Raw genomic sequence first — 17,433 nt, 5'->3', positions numbered from 1 at the left:
AGGGGTCGACAATCATGCGTTCCTTCAAGCTATTGCCCGCAATCGCAGTGTTGCTCGCGTCCACGGGCGCGTTCGCGGATGACGTCAAGGTCGGCGTCGGCATCTCCGGATGGACCGGCTTCGCGCCGCTGACGCTCGCCAAGGAGGCCGGCATCTTCAAGAAGAACGGCCTCGACGTGACCCTGAAGAAGATTCCGCAGAAGGACCGCCATCTCGCGATCGCCTCGGGCGACATCCAGTGCGCGGCCACCACGGTCGAGACCTGGATCTCCTGGAACGCCAATGGCGTCGCGACCAAGCAAATCTTCCAACTCGACAAGAGCTATGGCGCCGACGGCATGGCCGTGCGCAACGACATCGCCGCGATCAAGGACCTCAAGGGCAAGACCGTCGCGGCGTCGGCGCCCGGCACCTCTCCGTATTTCGCGCTGGCCTGGATGCTGAAGAAGAACGGCCTCACGGTGAAAGACGTCACCGTGGTGAATCTGGAGCCGGCCGCCGCAGCGCAGGCCTTCGTCTCCGGCCAGAACGATGCCGCGATGACCTACGAGCCTTATCTGTCGACGGTGCGCGCCGCTCCCGACAAGGGCAAGATCATCGCGACCACGCTCGACTACCCGATCGTGATGGATACGTTCGGCTGCACGCCGAAATTCCTGACCGACAATCCGAAGGCGGCGCAGGCGCTTGCCAACAGCTATTTCGAGGCGCTCGACATGATCGCCAAGGACCAGGCCAAGTCCTACGAGATCATGGGCGCTGACGTGAAGCAGACCGGCGAGCAGTTCGGCAACTCGGCAAAGTACCTGCGCTGGCAGGACAAGGCCGCCAACCAGAAATTCTTCGCCGGCGACTTCCTGACCTTCAATAAGGACGCTGCCGAGCTCCTGCTCGAGGTCGGCATCATCAAGGCCGCGCCGAAGGTCGAAGACATCTACGACGCAAGCTTCATCAAGTAACGCAGCAACCATTTGGACCGGTCCCACCTCGCGACACAGCGGGCGGGACCGGCGCATAAGCTACCTCCGGATCATTTGATGCGTCCTCTCGAGCCCACGACATCGAAGCAGCGCGTGGCCTATGGCCTCGCCTTCTTCGTGCTGTTCGTCGCCCTCTGGTCCTGGGCAACGTTCGGCGGCCATGTGTCGAGGACCTTCCTCGCCAACCCGCTGACCATGGTGCAGGAGGGCTATGAGCTGCTCGCAAAGCAGGGCTTTCTGTTCGACATCGGGATGACGATCTGGCGCGTGATCGGCGGGTTTGTGCTTGCTGCCGTCATCGCGGTGCCGCTCGGCGTTCTGATGGGCGCTTACAAGCCGATCGAGGCCTTTCTCGAGCCCTTTGTGTCCTTTGCGCGCTATCTGCCGGCATCCGCCTTCATCCCGCTGCTGATCCTGTGGGCGGGCATCGGTGAGTTGCAGAAGCTGCTTGTGATCTTCATCGGCGCAGTATTTCAGATCATCCTGATGGTCGCCGTCACCGTCGGTGCCACACGGCGCGACCTGGTGGAGGCCGCCTACACGCTCGGCGCCCGCGACCGCGGCATCATCCGCCGCGTGCTGCTGCCCTCCGCCGCGCCCGAGATTGCCGAAATCCTTCGGCTGGTGCTGGGCTGGGCCTGGACCTACGTCATCGTGGCCGAATTGATCGGCTCATCATCCGGCATCGGACACATGATCACCGACAGCCAGGCGCTGCTCAACACGGGCCAGATCATCTTCGGCATCATCGTGATCGGGCTGATCGGCCTGATCTCCGATTTCCTGTTCAAGGCCTTCAACTCCTGGCTGTTCCCGTGGAAGCTCGCATGACCGCGCTCAGGATCGATCAGGTCTCGCGAACCTTCCCCGCCCGCGCCGGCAACGCGCCGACGAGAGCGCTCGAGCCGACCACGCTCGACGTCGGCAACAACGACTTCGTCACCATCCTCGGCCCCTCCGGATGCGGAAAGTCCACTTTGCTCCGGATCATCGCCGGGCTCGACCGGCCGACCAGCGGACGGGTCACGCTCGACGGGCGCGAAATCACCGGCCCCGGCGCCGATCGCGGCATGGTGTTTCAGTCCTACACATTGTTTCCGTGGCTGACGGTGCGGGAGAATATCGCCTTCGGCCTGCGCGAGCGCGGCGTGTCGCAAGCGGAGCGCCATGAGATCGCCGATGCGTTCATTCGCCGGGTCGGGCTATCGGGCTTCGAAAATCACTGGCCCAAGCAGCTGTCGGGCGGCATGCAGCAGCGCACCGCGATTGCCCGTGCGCTGGCCAACGATCCGAAGATCCTGCTGCTCGACGAGCCGTTCGGCGCGCTGGACAACCAGACGCGCGCACTGATGCAGGAGATGCTGCTGGGGATCTGGGAGCGCGACCAGAAAACGGTGCTGTTCGTCACCCACGACATCGAGGAAGCGATCTTCCTCGGCAGCCGCGTCATCGTCATGAGCGCGCGTCCGGGCCGCATCAAGGCCGAGATCGCAGTCGACCTGCCGCATCCCCGGTCCTACAAGATCAAGACCACGCCCGAATTCGTCGCCCTGAAGGAACGGCTGGTCGAGGAAATCCGCACCGAAGCCCTGAAGGTCGCCGAACAGGCCTGATGATCAGCCACGCTTCTAGAGCCCTTCCCGTTCCGAGTGAATCGGGACGGGCTCCAGACTCTTGTTTTGACGCGTTTTCTTAACGCGAACCGGTATCCACTTCGCTCGAAGACGCTCTAATGGCTGATCATCCAGGGCCGCGCGGTCGGAAAGCCCTTAGCGCCGCTCTTGGTTTTGGTCATCAGCCGTGCCGGCTTCTTCCTTCCCGTCGAGCAGCAGCCGCAGCCCGGGCCGTGCGCCGCCTTGTATTGATCGAGCGTCTTCGGCGCGTGGCGGCTCTGCTCGTTGGTGGCGTGGGCCTTGCGCTTGTCGGAGGGCATGCAGAAGAACGCCGGCGCGGTCAGGATCACGCGCGGCGACGTCGTCTCGCATTGCGGGCAGTCCTGCGGCAGGTCGCATTCCGCCATCGGCCGCATGTCGGTGAACGGGCCGCAGTCGTTGCAGAGATATTCGTAGATCGGCATTTCCTTCATCCTTGCGCAATCGTGCGTGACATCCGGCGATGGATGCGGGGCGGCCAATACGCAGCCGTCCCGCACCCTTCGCGCAGGGATCACCAAAAGGATCACTTGTCCGGCGAGATTGGCATCTGCACGTCGCCCGTGATGTGCTTGATCGGTCCCGCCGACGACGGCATGACGTCGAAGTCGAAGATCTCCGTCGGCAGCCACAACGTGGCGCAGGCATTCGGCACGTCGACGACGCCGGAGATGTGACCCTGGCACGGCGCGGTGCCGAGGATCGAATAGGCCTGGGCGCCGGAGTAGCCGAACTTCTTCAGATACTCGATCGCGTTCAGGCAGGCCTGGCGATAGGCGATGTGGACGTCGAGATAATGCTGCTTGCCGGCCTCGTCGACCGAGATGCCCTCGAAAATCAGGTAATCCTTGTAGTTCGGCGTGATCGGCGACGGCTTGAACACGGGGTTCTTGATGCCGTATTTCGAGACGCCGTCCTTGATGACGTCGACCTTGATGTGCAGCCAGCCGGCCATTTCGATCGCGCCGCAGAAGGTGATCTCGCCGTCGCCCTGGCTGAAATGCAGATCGCCCATCGAGAGGCCGCCGCCCGGCACATAGACCGGGAAGTAGATCTTCGAGCCGCGCGACAGATCCTTGATGTCGCAATTGCCGCCATGCTCGCGCGGCGGCACGGTGCGGGCGCCCTCGAGGCCGATCTTGGCCTTGACGTCGCCCTTGGCCTGGCCCGCATGGGCGGTCGGCGCGAACGGCGGGTTGGCGAGGCCCGGCACGCGGGTCGGGTTGGTCGCGATCAGTTCGGCTTCGCGCGCGTTCCATGCGGCAAGCATCTTGGCGTCGGGCAGACAGCCGATCAGGCCGGGATGGATCAAGCCGGCGAAGTTCACGCCGGGGACGTGGCGCGACGAGGTGTAGAGGCCCTTGATGTCCCAGATCGACTTCTGCGCCAGCGGGAAATGGTCGGTAAGGAAGCCGCCGCCATTCTGCTTGGAGAAGAAGCCGTTGAAGCCCCACAGGCTCTCCTTCAACGGACCAACGTCGAGCAGGTCGACGACGAGGAGATCGCCGGGCTCGGCGCCCTTGACGCCGATCGGGCCGGACAGGAAGTGCACGATCGACAGATCGATATCGCGCACGTCGTCGGCGGAATCGTTGTTCTTGATGAAACCGCCGGTCCAGTCGACGGTCTCGATGATGAAGTCGTCGCCGGGGCTGACCCACTCGACGATCGGAACCTCCGGATGCCAGCGGTTGTGGATCTTGTCGTTTTCGTAGGCCGACTTGCTGAGATCGACCTTGATCAGTGTATCTGGCATCGCATTGCTCCCCTTGGGTTACTGATAGTTAGACGGACAGGTACTTGGAAATCTGCGCGGCATCGACGCTGGCGCGTGGATCGTCGCGGACGATCTCCCCGTTCTCGATAACGAGGACGCGGTCGGCGATGTCGAGCGCGAAGCTCAGGACCTGTTCGGAGACCACGATCGACAGCCCGCGCTCGTCGCGGATCCGCTTCAGGGTGCGCGCCATGTCCTTGATGATCGACGGCTGGATGCCTTCGGTCGGCTCGTCCAGCAGCAGCACCTTCGGCTTGGTCGCCAGCGCGCGGGCGATCGCGAGCTGCTGCTGTTGACCGCCCGAGAGATTGCCGCCGCGCCGGCCCTTCATCTCGAGCAGCACCGGAAACAGCTCATAGATATCGCCGGGCACCTCGGAGCCGCCCGACACCACGAGCCCGGTCTCGATGTTCTCCTTCACCGTCATCGTGGAGAAGATCATGCGACCCTGCGGCACATAGGCGAGCCCCTTCGCGACCCGCTCGTAGCTCTTCATCGCGCCGAGCTCGGTGCCGTCCATGGTCACCTTGCCGCTCTTGGCCGGCAGGATGCCCATCAGCGACTTCATCAGCGTGGTCTTGCCCATGCCGTTGCGGCCCATGATCGCGACGATCTCGTTGGGTGCCACCGAGACGTTGAGGCCGTGCAGCACCTCGCTCTGGCCGTAGGCGACGTGAAGATCATTGATTGCCAGCATCGTCCCGGTTCCTCAGTGGCCCAAATACACTTCGATGACTTTCGGATCGTTCTTGACGTGCTCCATCGTTCCCTCGGACAGGATCTGTCCCTGGTGCAGCACCGTGACCTTGTGCGCGATGTCCTCGACGAACTTCATGTCGTGCTCGATCACCAGCACCGAACGGTCCTTGATGATGCGGTTGAGCAGCTCGGCCGTCTTGGCGCGCTCGGACACGCTCATGCCGGCGACCGGCTCGTCGAGCATCAAGAGGTCCGGATCCTGGATCAGCAGCATGCCGATCTCGAGCCACTGCTTCTGGCCATGGCTCAACTGGTCGGCATAGGTGTTGAGCTTGTCCTTCAGGAAGATCATCTCGGCGACCTCCTCGACCCGCTGCCTGACGGTATCGTCGCGCTGGAAGGTCAACGAGCCGAACACGGTCCGGCCGCGCGGGAAGGAAATCTCGAGGTTCTCGAACACGGTGAGATCCTCGAACACCGACGGCGTCTGGAACTTGCGTCCCACCCCGGCCTGCACGATCTCGTTCTCGCGCAACCTGGTCAGCTCCTGGCCACGGAACTGGATCGAGCCTGACGTCGCCCTGGTCTTGCCGCAAATCAGGTCGAGCACCGTGGTCTTGCCGGCGCCGTTCGGGCCGATGATGACGCGGATCTCGTTCTCCTCAACATAGAAGGAGAGATCGTTCACGGCCTTGAAGCCATCGAACGACACAGTGAGACCGGAGACCGCGAGCAGGAAGTCCTTGGGCTGATGGCCGACGAGCATGATGATCCCTCCTCACTCGGCCGGTGCGCCGTCGGCGATCAGGCCGGCCGCCGATTTCGATTTGCGTGATGCCAGCAGGCGATCGATGCGCGGCTGGACGTGGTCCGCCCAGATGCCGGAGAGCCCGTTCGGGAAGGCGAGCACGACCGCGATGAACAGCGCGCCGAGGCCGAACAGCCAGAGCTGCGGGAAGGACTCCGAGAGGCTGGTCTTGGCGAAATTGACCAGGAGCGCGCCCCAGACTGCGCCGAAGATCGACATCCGGCCGCCGACCGCGGTGTAGATCACCATCTCGATCGACGGCACGATGCCGACGAAGGACGGCGACATGAAGCCGACCTCGAGCGTGAACATGGCACCGCCGATCGCAGCGAACACCGCCGCGGCGCAGAACGCGAAGATCTTGAAGTTGGCGACGCTGTAACCGGAGAAGCGCACGCGATCCTCCTGCTCCCGCATTGCTACCAGGATGCGCCCGAGTTTTGTCAGGCGGATGAACTGCGCGACGCAGATGCAGCCGAACAGCAGCACAACCTCGACGAAATACAGAATGAACTTGGCGTGATCGGTGCGGATGTCCCAGCCGTGCAGCGTGCGTAAGTCGGTAATGCCGTTGATGCCACCGGTGTAGCCTTGCTGCCCGACAATCAGAATAGTGAGGATCGCGGCGATCGCTTGCGTGATGATGGCAAAGTACACGCCGCCGACCCGACGCTTGAACATCGCGGCACCGATGATCAGCGCGAAGACCGCGGGAACCAGCAAGATCGCAAGCAGCGTGACCGGGAAGCTGTGGAACGGCTTCCAGAAGAAAGGCAGCGAGGTGAGCTGGTTCCAGTCCATGAAGTCGGGGATGCCCGGCGTCGACTGGATCTTGGTGTTCGCGACCGACGACGCCTCGAGCTTGAGGTACATCGCCATGCAGTAGCCGCCGAGGCCGAAGAACACGCCCTGCCCCAGGCTCAGGATGCCGCCATAGCCCCAGCACAGCACGAGGCCGATCCCGACGAAGGCGTAGGTCAAATATTTGGCGACGAGGTTGAGGCGGAAGATATCCAGCGACAGCGGCAGGATGACAAACAACAGCACCGCGAGCGCAAGGAAGCCGAACAGTTCGGAGCGATTGAAAAAGCGCGAGTTGATGATCATGACCAGCCTGCTTGTTCTTATTTGCGGACCTTGAGCGCGAAGAGCCCCTGCGGACGCACCATCAGGATCGCGACGATCGTCAGCAGCGTGATCACCTTGGCCATCGATCCCGACAGGAAGAATTCCAGCGTCGATTGGGTCTGCGAGATCGAGAAGGCGGAGGCGATGGTGCCGAACAGCGAAGCCGCACCGCCGAACACGACGACCAGGAAGGTGTCGACGATGTAGAGCTGGCCGGCGGTCGGTCCGGTCGAGCCGATCATGGTGAAGGCCGAGCCGGCGATCCCGGCGATGCCGCAGCCGAGGCCAAAGGTGTAACGATCGACCTTCTCGGTGTTGATGCCGACGGCGCCCGCCATCACGCGGTTCTGCACCACGGCGCGCACCTGCTTGCCCCAGCTTGACCAGAACAGCACATAGGCGACCGCGATCGTGATCAGGATGGTCAGCGCCATCACGAACATGCCGTTGATCGGTATCTGGATGGAGTCGGTCGCTTGCCAGGAGCCCATCATCCATTCCGGCAGTTCGACGCCGACCTCGCGCGCGCCGAAGACCGAACGATAGGCCTGTTGCAGGATCAGGCTGAGGCCCCAGGTCGCCAGCAGCGTGTCGAGCGGACGCTTGTAGAGATGGCGTATCAGCGCCCACTCGACCAGCATGCCGAGCGCGCCTGACGCAATGAACGCGAGGATCATTGCGATGAAGAAGTAACCGGGGAACAGCCAGGGCGCGACGTGCTGCACGGCGTTCGACGTCATCCAGGTGACGTACGCCCCCAGGATCATGAACTCGCCATGGGCCATGTTGATGACGCCCATCTGGCCGAAGATGATGGCAAGCCCCAGCGCCATCAGCACATAGACGGAGAACAGGATGAGCCCGGCAAATCCCTGCATCGCAAGGATGGCGCCGAGATCGCTGATCGAATAGTCGCCGAACATCTGGTCCTCCGTCATTCCAAGGGGCACGCGCCGCCGGTCAAGCGACGCTCGTTCCGCGGCGTGGACGATGACGTCCACGCCACGATGCGTTGTGGAGCTTCGTAGCCCGGGTGAGCGGGGGCGATACCCGGGACGGTCCCGCATATCGCCCCGCTCATGCGGGCTACTGGCTCACTGGTAGCCCTTGGGGAACGGATCCGGCTCGACGAGATCGGCGGTCTCGTAGATCAGCTCATACTGGCCATCGGCCTTGGCGCGTCCGACGCGGGTCTTCGACCAGAGGTGATGGTTCTCGTGGATCCGGACGTAGCCTTCGGGCGCGCCCTTGAACTCGACGCCAGGGGAAGCCGCCGCGATCTTGTCGATGTCGAAGCTCTGCGCCTTCTCCACCGTCAATTTCCACAGCCACGGGCCGAGATAGGCGGCCTGCGTGACGTCGCCGATCACGGTCTTCTCACCCCACATCTTCTTGAAGGCGGGCACGAAGGCCTTGTTGTTCGGGTTGTCGAGCGACTGGAAGTACTTCATGCAGGCATAGGCGCCGGCGATGTTCTCGCCGCCGATACCGTCGATCTCGTCCTCGGTGACCGAGATCGTGAGCAGCGTCTGCTTGGACAGGTCGATGCCGGCCGCCTTGAGCTGCTTGTAGAATGCGACGTTGGAGCCGCCGACAATGATCGCGTAGATCACGTCCGGCTTGGTCAGCTTGATCTTGTTGATGACCGAGTTGAACTGGGTCGAGCCGAGCGGGAAGTATTCCTCGCCGACCACCTTGCAGCCCTGCAGATGGTTCTCGATGTGCTTGCGCGCGATCTTGTTCGAGGTGCGCGGCCAGATGTAGTCCGAGCCGAGCAGGTAGAAGCTCTTGGCGCCCTTGGTCTTGTTGACCCAGTCGAGTCCGGCGATGATCTGCTGGGTCGCCTCCTGCCCGGTGTAGATCACGTTCTTGGACTGCTCGAGGCCTTCATAGAAGGTCGGGTAGTACAGCATGCCGTTGTACTGCTCGAACACCGGCAGCACCGCCTTGCGCGAGGCCGAGGTCCAGCAGCCCATCACGGCCGCGCATTTGTCGTTGACCAGCAGCTTCTTGGCCTTTTCCGCGAAGGTCGGCCAGTCGCTGGCGCCGTCCTCCTGGATGAACTTGATCTTGCGGCCGAGCACGCCGCCGGCGGCATTGATCTGCTCGATCGCGAGCTTCTCGGCCTCGACCGACCCGGTCTCGGAGATCGCCATGGTGCCGGTGACGGAATGCAGGATGCCGACCGTGACTTCGCTATCGGTGACTGCAAGACCCGTGGTATTGACCGCAGAGGTTGCAGGAACGTCGGCAAATGCCGGACGGCCCAGCATCGAAACGGCCGGCAATGCCGCCATTCCCATCAAGAGCTTGCGTCGGAGCGGAGACTTCAGGCCTGGTTTTGGTTCGTCTGACATGAGCACCCCATCTGGTTCGAGAACGCTTATTGATCAGGCGAGGATTGCTCACTTTTGTGCAGCGCACTGATACGTGAGATCGCGTATACTGCACCGCAAAATAGCGACGTAGGTTTTTGGTACGGGATTTGCCCGCGATCAGCGCATTGTGGACCAGGAGTTCAAACGAGTGGCAGGGCGGCAGCGGATAGACCGCGTCAGGCGCCAGTACAATCAATGGGTCGCCAACCAGACGCTGGAAGACTACGCGCTGCGCTTCACCGCCAAGAGCGCGCGGCGCTGGTCCGCCGCCCGCGTCGCCAACACCGCGCTCGGCGCGATCTCCTTCCTCGCGCTGGAGGCGATCGGCGGCACCATCACCCTGAACTATGGCGCGATGAACGCCTCCGCCGCGATCCTGGTCGTCAGCGTCATCATCTTCCTCTGCGGACTGCCGATCGCCTACCATGCCGCGAAAAGCGGCATCGACATCGACCTGCTGACCCGCGGCGCCGGCTTCGGCTATATCGGCTCGACCATCACCTCGCTGATCTACGCCTCCTTCACCTTCATTTTCTTCGCGATCGAGGCGGTGATCCTGGCCAGCGCGCTCGACATGTGCTTCGGCATCCCGCGACCGATCGGCTATTTGATCAGCGCAGTCGTGATCATTCCGCTGGTCATCTACGGCATCACGCTGATCAGCCGCTTCCAGCTCTGGACCCAGCCGCTGTGGATCATCCTCCACATCATGCCGTTCGCGGCGATCGCCTGGGCCAATCCGCATTCCTTCACCGAGTGGCGCAAATTCGCCGGCGATCACGGCGATCCCGCAGGGACTCTCGACCTGCTGCTGTTCGGCACCGCCGCCTCCGTCGTGTTCGCGCTGGTGGCGCAGATCGGCGAGCAGGTCGACTTCCTGCGCTTTCTGCCGCGCGACCGCCGCACCTCGCGCAAGGCCTGGTGGATCGCGCTGCTGAGCGCCGGTCCCGGCTGGATCGTGCTCGGCGCGCTCAAGCTGCTGGCCGGTTCGTTCCTGGCCTTCTTCGCGCTCAGCCACGGCGTCTCGGCCGAGCACGCGGCCGAGCCGGCCAACATGTATCTCGAAGCCTTCCGCTACGTGCTGTCGCAGCCGGATCTGGCAATGGCGCTGACCGGGACATTTGTGATCCTGTCGCAGGTCAAGATCAACGTCACCAACGCCTATGCCGGCTCGATCGCCTGGTCGAACTTCTTCTCCCGCCTCACCCACTCGCATCCCGGCCGCGTGGTGTGGCTGGTGTTCAATGTCGTCGTCGCGCTGCTGCTGATGGAGATCGGCGTCTACAAGGCGCTGGAGCAGACGCTCGCGCTCTACTCGAACGTCGCGATCGCCTGGGTCGGCGCGCTGGTGGCCGATCTCGTCGTCAACAAGCCGCTCGGCCTGCGGCCGCAGCACATCGAGTTCAAGCGCGCCCATCTCTGCGATATCAATCCGGTCGGCGTCGGCGCGATGACGATCGCCACCGTGGTCTCGATCAGCGCGTTCTATGGCCTGTTCGGCCCGACCGCGAAGGCGCTGTCGGCCTTCGTTGCGCTTGCGGTCGCGTTCGTCACGGCTCCCCTGATCGCCTGGGCCACCGACGGCAAGTACTACATCGCCCGCAAGCCGAAGCGGAGCTGGCAGAACATTGAATCGATCCAGTGCTGTATCTGCGAGCATGCGTTCGAGCCCGAGGACATGGCCTCCTGCCCGGCCTATGCCGGCCCGATCTGCTCACTGTGCTGCTCGCTCGACGCACGCTGCCATGACCTCTGCAAGCCGCATGGCCGGATCGGCGCACAGGTCTCGGACGCGCTGGGCAAGGTGATGCCGCAGCCGATCTACGCCCGCATCAATTCACAGCTCGGGCATTACCTCGGCGTGTTCGCCGTCTCAGCCGGCCTCGTGGCGCTGGTGCTCGGCCTGATCTACCTGCAGACCACGGCGGCCGTGCATGCCAATGAATTGCTGGCCGACGTGCTCTGGAAGGTGTTCTTTGCGCTGACCCTCATCATCGGCGTGGTCGCCTGGCTGTTCGTGCTGGCGCAACAAAGCCGGCGTGCCGCGGAAGCGGAAACGCGCCGGCAGACCACGCTGCTGATCCAGGAGATCGACGCCCACAAGCGCACCGATGCCGAACTGCAGCGCGCCAAGGAAGTCGCCGAGTCAGCCAATCTCGCCAAGAGCCGGTACGTCGTGGGCCTCAGCCACGAGCTGCGCTCGCCGCTGAATGCGATCTCCGGCTACGCGCAATTGCTGGAGCAGGACGATAGCCTGCAGGTGCGGCCGCGCGAGCAAGTGCGCGTCGTCCGCCGCAGCGCCGATCATCTGTCTGGGCTGATCGACGGCATCCTCGATATCTCCAAGATCGAGGCCGGCCGGCTCTACCTGTCGCGCGACGAAGTGCGGCTGAACGATTTCCTCGAGCAGCTGGTCGGCATGTTCCGCCTGCAAGCCGCAGCGAAAGGCATCGACTTCGTGTTCAAACGGCCTGCCGTGCTGCCCGTCGTGGTCTATGCCGACGAGAAGCGGCTGCGTCAGATCCTGATCAACCTGCTGTCGAACGCGATCAAGTTCACGCAATCCGGCCAGGTCCAGTTCGTGGTGCATTACCGCAGCCCGGTCGCAGAGTTCGAGGTGATCGATACCGGGCCGGGCATCCAGCCCGACGACCTCGAGCGGATCTTCGCGCCGTTCGAGCGCGGTGCGCTCGGCGTCACCCAGCCGCAGACCGGCACCGGGCTTGGCCTGACCATCAGCCGCCTGCTCGCGGGCGTGATGGGCGGCGACATCAAGGTCCTGAGCACGGTCGGCACCGGCAGCACCTTCCGCGTCAAGCTGCTGCTGTCGGAGGTCACCAATCCGCGGCGCGATGCACCGGTCGATGCTCCCGTGTACGGCTATCACGGTCCGCGCAAGACCATCCTGATCACCGACGACGACCCGATCCACCGCGACCTGTTGCGCGAGATCCTGACGCCGCTCGGCTTCATCCTGCTCAGCGCGCCGGACGGACCGGGCTGCCTTGCCCTCGCACAGCATTGCCGGCCGGACTTATTTCTGCTCGACATCTCGATGGCGGGCATGGACGGCTGGACGGTCGCCGAAACCCTGCGCTCCGAAGGCCATCACCAGGCGCGGATCCTGATGATCTCGGCCAGCGCGCTGGAGGCTCATGGCGCGCCGCTGGCGCAGCCATTCCATGACGGCTACCTGATGAAGCCGATCGACATCCCGCGGCTGCTCGAGACCATCCGCCAGTTGCTCAAGATCGAGTGGCAGTATGAGGCCGAGCCGGCCCCGCCTCCGCAATGGAAGCCCGAGAACGGTTCGCGGCCGCCGGTGAAATATGTCGAAGAGCTGATCAGCCTCGGCCAGCTCGGCTATGTCAGGGCGATCCAGCTCAAGCTCGACGAGATCGGCAATGAGTGTCCCGAACATGCCGATTTCGTCGGCCAGATGCGCACGCTGATCGACCGGTTCGATCTCGATGAATATATGGCGACGTTGAAGACATTGCACAGCTATGACCATTGAACAGAAGAAGCGCGACGTCGCGCTCGTCGTCGACGACTCACCCGAGACGTTGCGTCTCTTGACCGATGCGCTCGACGGCGCTGGCATGACCGTGATGGTCGCGCTCGACGGCGCCTCGGCGATGCGCATCGTCGAACAGATCACGCCCGATATCGTGTTGCTCGATGCCGTGATGCCCGGCATGGACGGTTTCGAGACCTGCCGGCGGCTGAAGCGCGACGCAGGGCTCGACGGCGTGCCGATCATCTTCATGACGGGCCTCGCCGAGACCGAGCATATCGTGCGCGGGCTGGAGGCCGGCGGGGTCGACTATGTCACGAAGCCGATCGTGGTCGAGGAGATGCTCGCGCGCATCCGGGTCCATCTCGCCAATGCGCGGATGACGCAAAGCGCCCGCGCGGCGCTCGACGTCTCCGGCCGCTATCTGCTCGCCGTGAACAGCGCCGGCGCGCTGCTGTGGGCGACGCCGCAGGCACAGCGGCTGCTGTCGGATACGCTCGCCGACGCCGCCGACAATTTCGCGCTGCCGGACCCGATGCCGCAATGGCTCGAGCAGGCGCAGAAGGGCGTCACGGGAAAGAAGACAGCGACCGTGGCGTCGTTCCCCGGCAACGAACAGCTTCGGCTGCAATATATGGGCAAGCTCGGGCCCAACGAATTCCTGCTGCGGCTCGCCAAGGACACCAGCGGCGACATGCCAGCCGAGTTCTCCAGCGAGCTCGGCCTGACCACCCGCGAGGGCGAGGTGCTGTCCTGGCTCTCCAAGGGCAAGACCAACCGCGACATCGCGCAGATCCTCGGCCTCAGCCCGCGTACCGTCGACAAGCACCTCGAGCAGATCTACGCCAAGCTCGGCGTCGAGAACCGCACCGCCGCCGCCGCGATCGCGGTCAACGCGAGGCATCGCAAGTCTTGATCGAGCGCCCTCTGCGCCTCGCGCACCGAAACGTACGCGAGGCACCGAGGACGCTAAGCATCCACAGTCGGCGAACTGCCTTTCCGATCAGCCGGCACGGCAGATTCCGACGACACGTCCTGTTCCGGCGGCTGCGTCTTTCGCCACTGCGCCGGCGTCACGCCCATGTGGCTCTTGAAGGCGCGCTGAAAGGCAGCCTCCGATTGATACCCGACCATCTCTGCCACGGCGCCCGTCGAAAGCGATGATCCCTTCAACTCGTTCGCCGCAAGTGTCATCCTGATATCGGTGAGCAGATCGCTGGCCGATCGCCCGAGCTTGTCCTGGAACTGCCGCGCCAGCGTCGCGCGCGACATGTTGCAAAGCCGTGCGAGCTCCGGCAGCGACCACGCGCGCGCGGGCTCCTTGAACATGGCGGCCACGGCCGGTGCGAGCCTGGGATCGCCGACCAGGGCGAGAAGTCCCCGTGACGTTGCATCGGTCTCGCTGGCAAGCCGCAGCACAAGCGCGAACATTGCCGTGGACAGCGCATTCAGCATGGCGTGGCCGCCCAGATGATCGTCGGCCGTTTCGCTGCGCATCAGCGACACGAGCCCGGCGAGCTGCGCAGCCGTTCCCTTTCCCGCACGCGTGCCGGCATGCACGACAAGGCGCGGCGGAAGATAACCGCGCAACAGACGGTCGTGTGGCGGTGCAATCGCGAAGTGCCCGCACAACAGGTCAAGCCGTTCGTCCGATCCGAGGTTTTCGCTGATCGTGAAATTCTCCGCCGCCCGGTTGCGCGCCGGCAGCGGTGTCGCCCCGCTGCCATCGTGCATCACGTGTCGCGGGTTGCCGGGAAGCAGGAGGATGTCGCCGGCCTTCAGCAGCAACGGCCGTCCGCCCGCGGCGTCGTCCAGGATCGCCGAGCCGGCAAGCACCGCATGATAGGGGATCTCGCTGGTTACACCCGGGCCCTGCTCGATACGCCAGGGCACGCTGTAGCTGCAGCGCAGGTCGAGCCGCCCGCGCACCGGCATCATCTCGAACAGCCGGCTCAGCCAATCCATAGCCATTCCCCCCGAAGCAGTTCATGAGACGATGGAGCATATAAACGAGCAATATGAACATTCAATGTCTCAAATCTCGATCCTATTGTCACTCCGCAATCGTTCACCACCCCAAACAAGGAGTGCCACCATGGCTCGTCTCTCAACCCCCAATCTCGAAACCGATACCGGCCCGTCCGGCCAGATCTACGCCCAGATCAAGAAGGCGATCGGCGCCGTCCCGAACACCTACGCGGCGATTGCCGCCCACGGTCCGGCCGCGCTCAAATCGATCCTCGCGGCCGATGCCGTCCTGACTGGCGGCAGCCTGCCCCGGCGCGACCTGGAGATCGTCAAGCTCGTGATCAGCGCTGCCAGCGGCTGCGATTATTGTGTCGCCGCGCACTCGCATCTCGCCAGGCTCGCCGGCGTGAATGCCGATGTGCTCAAGCAGATCCGCGACGGCGCGCCGACCGGTGACGCCCGGCGCGATGCGCTCGTGCATTTCGTCCGCAAGCTCGCGCAGTCGAGCGGCACCGTCAGCGACGGGGATTTCGCCGCGATCAAGTCCGCCGGCTACAGCGACGCACAGCTGGTCGAGATCAGCCTGGCGTTTGCGACCACGGTCTTCACCAACGTCTTCAACCGCATCAACGACACCGACATCGACTTCCCGGCAGTCGCGTGAAGCGACCGGGCGATGTCGCGCGAAAAGGATCATGACCATGACCACGCTTGCCAACACCACACAAAATCCGCTTGTCCGCGCGCTTCATAGGTCCGGCCTGCTCGCGGAAGATCTCGACTATCACGTCGTCCGGGCCGCGATGGTGATCATGTTCCTGTTCTTCGGTTACCAGAAGTGGTTTCCGTACGAGTTCGAACGGCTGGTCCCGTTCATCAGCAACGGGCCGCTGATCTGGTGGCTGTATCCAGCGTTCGGCCACGCCGGCGCCAGCTACTTCCTTGGCGCCTCTGAGTGGACGTTCGGTTCGCTGCTGCTCGCGGGCTTCTGGGACAAGCGGCTCGGCGTGCTCGGCGCCCTCGGCTCGACAGGCACCTTCATCGCGACGGTCACCATCATTCCGTTCATGCCCGATGGCTGGGACGTTGCCGCCGGTGGCTTCCCCGCGATGACCGGCAACGTGCCGTTCCTGATGAAGGACGTCGTTCTGCTCGGCGTCTCGTTCTACCTGCTGCGACAGGACGTGGTTCGTCTGATCAGGCAATAGCTGATCGCGATTGATCGCCGGTGGGCCTCGGGCGTGCCGGCGATCGCGCGTGGTATTGAGCAGACGCAGCATTTCTCTCGAACACAACGACATGGCAGTCACTATTGCTGCACGGTCCAGCGGCCCATGCTCTTTAAGAGCCGAGCCATAACCCATTGCCGAACTTGCATAACGCGTTGAAAATCGGCTCCGCGCGATCGGCTGCGCTGTCGCCCGCTCGACGACGCACCGCCGCTTCCATGCACGAATGATCCGGTAGCTCTCCGGCCATGAACATAGTTCCGCCGCGCGGTCTGCGCAAAAAAGGAGCGCCGGTGTTGTTCTGGGGTGAGTTGATGAAGAAGGACGACGTCACATGCCCGCGCTGCGGGGCCGGATTCCGACGCCTTGAGCTGGCGTCCGGATCTGGAAGCAAGGGCGAGTATCGCTGCCCGGTCTGCGAGACGCCCCTCGAGCAGTTCGATGGCGACAGGCTTGTCGCTTACCGCCTGACCATCCAGCCCTCGATTCGCGGGTTGAAGACCTAGCGGCCCCGCTGGATGGAATGCCGCCGGAGCAAAATCTGGATCACGATCTCCGCTTCAGGACATAGCTGTCCATGATCCAGCCGTGCCGCTCACGTGCCTCTCGTCGCGCGGCGACGATGCGAGGGCCCACCTCTGCCAGTTCCCCCGCCATGATGATCTGATCGGGCATGCCGAGATAGGCGCCCCACCAGATTTGCAGCCCGGCAGGATCCAGCATCTGGAAGGCGGCGCCGCCGTCGAGCATCACAACAATGGTGTCGACGCCGGGCGGCCAGCCGCCATCGCGCAGCCGCCGGCCGGTCGTCACGAGGAACGGCTCGCCGATCTCATTGAGCGGCAGCGCATGCGCCGCGCACAGCGCCTGGATCGACGTGATGCCCGGGATCACCTCGATCGATGGCAACGGATCGAGCCGTCTCGCAATCCGCAGGCTCGAATCGTAAAGCGAGGGATCGCCCCAGATCAGCAGGGCGACGCGTCCCTCCCCGCCGAGATGGCGCGCGATTTCCTGCGACCACGTCGCGGCGATCGCATCGTGCCAATCGTCCACACCCTTGCGATAGTCCTCCTCACCGGCGTCACGCACCGGCAGGTCGAACTCGGCAATGCGTGTGCAGTCATTGCTCAACGCTTCTGCGCAGATGGTGCGACGCAACTCGGCGAGATCCGACTTCGCCGTCCCCTTGCGCGGGATCAGGATCAGGTCGGCGGCATTGATCGCGGCGGTCGCGGCGAAAGTGAGCTGCCGGGGATCACCACAACCGATGCCGATCAGGGACAGCGTCAACATG

17 protein-coding genes are annotated in these 17,433 nt (G+C 63.8%); 8 read left to right on the top strand and 9 right to left on the bottom strand.

Going from position 1 to position 17,433, the window contains the following annotated elements:
* Nucleotides 1–14: 14 nt before the first annotated feature.
* From ACVI1L_RS28980 to ACVI1L_RS28970, 3 genes are all read left to right on the top strand, one after another.
* Entirely contained in the window at nucleotides 15–959 is a 945-nt protein-coding gene (locus ACVI1L_RS28980) for an ABC transporter substrate-binding protein (RefSeq protein WP_057015912.1), read from the top strand.
* A gap of 78 nt (nucleotides 960–1,037) precedes the next feature.
* Nucleotides 1,038–1,811, top strand: a complete 774-nt coding sequence (locus ACVI1L_RS28975) for an ABC transporter permease (RefSeq protein WP_456784448.1) — start codon at nucleotides 1,038–1,040, stop codon at nucleotides 1,809–1,811.
* The gene (locus ACVI1L_RS28970) at nucleotides 1,808–2,593 is read left to right on the top strand and encodes an ABC transporter ATP-binding protein (protein WP_168857084.1); all 786 of its coding nucleotides are present in this window, start codon (nucleotides 1,808–1,810) and stop codon (nucleotides 2,591–2,593) included. The genes ACVI1L_RS28975 and ACVI1L_RS28970 overlap by 4 nt, the downstream gene beginning before the upstream one ends.
* 116 nt (nucleotides 2,594–2,709) lie before the next feature.
* On the opposite strand, the gene ACVI1L_RS28965 is transcribed toward ACVI1L_RS28970, so the two are convergent.
* The 7 genes from ACVI1L_RS28965 to urtA all read right to left on the bottom strand — a co-directional run bounded on the left by ACVI1L_RS28965 (nucleotide 2,710) and on the right by urtA (nucleotide 9,401).
* Nucleotides 2,710–3,057 carry an FmdB family zinc ribbon protein gene (locus tag ACVI1L_RS28965; protein WP_057015943.1) on the bottom strand — a complete coding sequence of 116 codons (348 nt, stop codon included), beginning with the start codon at nucleotides 3,055–3,057 and terminating at the stop codon, nucleotides 2,710–2,712.
* Nucleotides 3,058–3,158: 101 nt separating this feature from the next.
* Nucleotides 3,159–4,388 (bottom strand): formamidase, encoded by a 1,230-nt coding sequence (gene fmdA / locus ACVI1L_RS28960; protein ID WP_456755616.1) that lies wholly within the window; start codon nucleotides 4,386–4,388, stop codon nucleotides 3,159–3,161.
* Between the two features lie 28 nt (nucleotides 4,389–4,416).
* Nucleotides 4,417–5,106: an urea ABC transporter ATP-binding subunit UrtE gene (gene urtE / locus ACVI1L_RS28955; RefSeq protein ID WP_050400072.1), complete on the bottom strand. Its 690-nt coding sequence runs from the start codon at nucleotides 5,104–5,106 to the stop codon at nucleotides 4,417–4,419.
* Between the two features lie 12 nt (nucleotides 5,107–5,118).
* Entirely contained in the window at nucleotides 5,119–5,874 is a 756-nt protein-coding gene (gene urtD, locus ACVI1L_RS28950; protein WP_057015909.1) for an urea ABC transporter ATP-binding protein UrtD, read from the bottom strand.
* A gap of 12 nt (nucleotides 5,875–5,886) precedes the next feature.
* Nucleotides 5,887–7,023 carry an urea ABC transporter permease subunit UrtC gene (gene urtC / locus ACVI1L_RS28945; RefSeq protein ID WP_456784447.1) on the bottom strand — a complete coding sequence of 379 codons (1,137 nt, stop codon included), beginning with the start codon at nucleotides 7,021–7,023 and terminating at the stop codon, nucleotides 5,887–5,889.
* A gap of 17 nt (nucleotides 7,024–7,040) precedes the next feature.
* Nucleotides 7,041–7,967, bottom strand: a complete 927-nt coding sequence (gene urtB / locus ACVI1L_RS28940) for an urea ABC transporter permease subunit UrtB (RefSeq protein WP_076833517.1) — start codon at nucleotides 7,965–7,967, stop codon at nucleotides 7,041–7,043.
* Between the two features lie 171 nt (nucleotides 7,968–8,138).
* On the bottom strand, nucleotides 8,139–9,401 hold the full coding sequence (gene urtA / locus ACVI1L_RS28935) for an urea ABC transporter substrate-binding protein (RefSeq protein ID WP_092079983.1): 1,263 nt from the start codon (nucleotides 9,399–9,401) through the stop codon (nucleotides 8,139–8,141).
* A 169-nt stretch (nucleotides 9,402–9,570) separates the two neighbouring features.
* On the opposite strand from urtA, the gene ACVI1L_RS28930 reads away from it, so the two are divergent.
* Together ACVI1L_RS28930 and ACVI1L_RS28925 are read left to right on the top strand one after the other, a co-directional pair.
* Nucleotides 9,571–12,939 (top strand): hybrid sensor histidine kinase/response regulator, encoded by a 3,369-nt coding sequence (locus ACVI1L_RS28930; protein ID WP_456784446.1) that lies wholly within the window; start codon nucleotides 9,571–9,573, stop codon nucleotides 12,937–12,939.
* A complete protein-coding gene (locus ACVI1L_RS28925; RefSeq protein ID WP_456784445.1) occupies nucleotides 12,929–13,855 on the top strand; it encodes a response regulator in 927 nt (308 codons plus the stop codon). Before ACVI1L_RS28930 ends, ACVI1L_RS28925 begins: the two co-directional genes overlap by 11 nt.
* A 53-nt stretch (nucleotides 13,856–13,908) precedes the next feature.
* Here ACVI1L_RS28925 and ACVI1L_RS28920 read toward each other — a convergent pair whose 3' ends face one another.
* Entirely contained in the window at nucleotides 13,909–14,904 is a 996-nt protein-coding gene (locus tag ACVI1L_RS28920) for an AraC family transcriptional regulator (RefSeq protein ID WP_456784444.1), read from the bottom strand.
* A 130-nt stretch (nucleotides 14,905–15,034) separates the two neighbouring features.
* Here ACVI1L_RS28920 and ACVI1L_RS28915 point away from each other — a divergent pair, with 130 nt between their 5' ends.
* From ACVI1L_RS28915 to ACVI1L_RS28905, 3 genes are all read left to right on the top strand, one after another.
* Nucleotides 15,035–15,571: a carboxymuconolactone decarboxylase family protein gene (locus ACVI1L_RS28915; protein ID WP_456784443.1), complete on the top strand. Its 537-nt coding sequence runs from the start codon at nucleotides 15,035–15,037 to the stop codon at nucleotides 15,569–15,571.
* Between the two features lie 37 nt (nucleotides 15,572–15,608).
* Nucleotides 15,609–16,115 (top strand): YkgB family protein, encoded by a 507-nt coding sequence (locus ACVI1L_RS28910; RefSeq protein ID WP_456784442.1) that lies wholly within the window; start codon nucleotides 15,609–15,611, stop codon nucleotides 16,113–16,115.
* 335 nt (nucleotides 16,116–16,450) lie between these two features.
* Nucleotides 16,451–16,642 (top strand): hypothetical protein, encoded by a 192-nt coding sequence (locus tag ACVI1L_RS28905; RefSeq protein ID WP_456784441.1) that lies wholly within the window; start codon nucleotides 16,451–16,453, stop codon nucleotides 16,640–16,642.
* Nucleotides 16,643–16,682: 40 nt separating this feature from the next.
* On the opposite strand, the gene cobF is transcribed toward ACVI1L_RS28905, so the two are convergent.
* The gene (gene cobF, locus ACVI1L_RS28900) at nucleotides 16,683–17,432 is read right to left on the bottom strand and encodes a precorrin-6A synthase (deacetylating) (RefSeq protein ID WP_229189276.1); all 750 of its coding nucleotides are present in this window, start codon (nucleotides 17,430–17,432) and stop codon (nucleotides 16,683–16,685) included.
* Nucleotide 17,433: the final 1 nt, after the last annotated feature.

The organism is Bradyrhizobium sp. USDA 4516 (assembly GCF_054055915.1).
Note: the sequence above shows the minus strand (reverse complement) of the source record. Positions and strands in the feature narration are given on the sequence as shown.

Coding starts and splice junctions, on each gene's coding strand:
- ACVI1L_RS28980 (WP_057015912.1), top strand. CDS start 15: ATGCGTTCCTTCAAGCTATTGCCCGCAATCGCAGTGTTGCTCGCGTCC.
- ACVI1L_RS28975 (WP_456784448.1), top strand. CDS start 1,038: ATGCGTCCTCTCGAGCCCACGACATCGAAGCAGCGCGTGGCCTATGGC.
- ACVI1L_RS28970 (WP_168857084.1), top strand. CDS start 1,808: ATGACCGCGCTCAGGATCGATCAGGTCTCGCGAACCTTCCCCGCCCGC.
- ACVI1L_RS28965 (WP_057015943.1), bottom strand. CDS start 3,057: ATGCCGATCTACGAATATCTCTGCAACGACTGCGGCCCGTTCACCGAC.
- fmdA (WP_456755616.1), bottom strand. CDS start 4,388: ATGCCAGATACACTGATCAAGGTCGATCTCAGCAAGTCGGCCTACGAA.
- urtE (WP_050400072.1), bottom strand. CDS start 5,106: ATGCTGGCAATCAATGATCTTCACGTCGCCTACGGCCAGAGCGAGGTG.
- urtD (WP_057015909.1), bottom strand. CDS start 5,874: ATGCTCGTCGGCCATCAGCCCAAGGACTTCCTGCTCGCGGTCTCCGGT.
- urtC (WP_456784447.1), bottom strand. CDS start 7,023: ATGATCATCAACTCGCGCTTTTTCAATCGCTCCGAACTGTTCGGCTTC.
- urtB (WP_076833517.1), bottom strand. CDS start 7,967: ATGTTCGGCGACTATTCGATCAGCGATCTCGGCGCCATCCTTGCGATG.
- urtA (WP_092079983.1), bottom strand. CDS start 9,401: ATGTCAGACGAACCAAAACCAGGCCTGAAGTCTCCGCTCCGACGCAAG.
- ACVI1L_RS28925 (WP_456784445.1), top strand. CDS start 12,929: ATGACCATTGAACAGAAGAAGCGCGACGTCGCGCTCGTCGTCGACGAC.
- ACVI1L_RS28920 (WP_456784444.1), bottom strand. CDS start 14,904: ATGGATTGGCTGAGCCGGCTGTTCGAGATGATGCCGGTGCGCGGGCGG.
- ACVI1L_RS28915 (WP_456784443.1), top strand. CDS start 15,035: ATGGCTCGTCTCTCAACCCCCAATCTCGAAACCGATACCGGCCCGTCC.
- ACVI1L_RS28910 (WP_456784442.1), top strand. CDS start 15,609: ATGACCACGCTTGCCAACACCACACAAAATCCGCTTGTCCGCGCGCTT.
- ACVI1L_RS28905 (WP_456784441.1), top strand. CDS start 16,451: ATGAAGAAGGACGACGTCACATGCCCGCGCTGCGGGGCCGGATTCCGA.
- cobF (WP_229189276.1), bottom strand. CDS start 17,432: ATGTTGACGCTGTCCCTGATCGGCATCGGTTGTGGTGATCCCCGGCAG.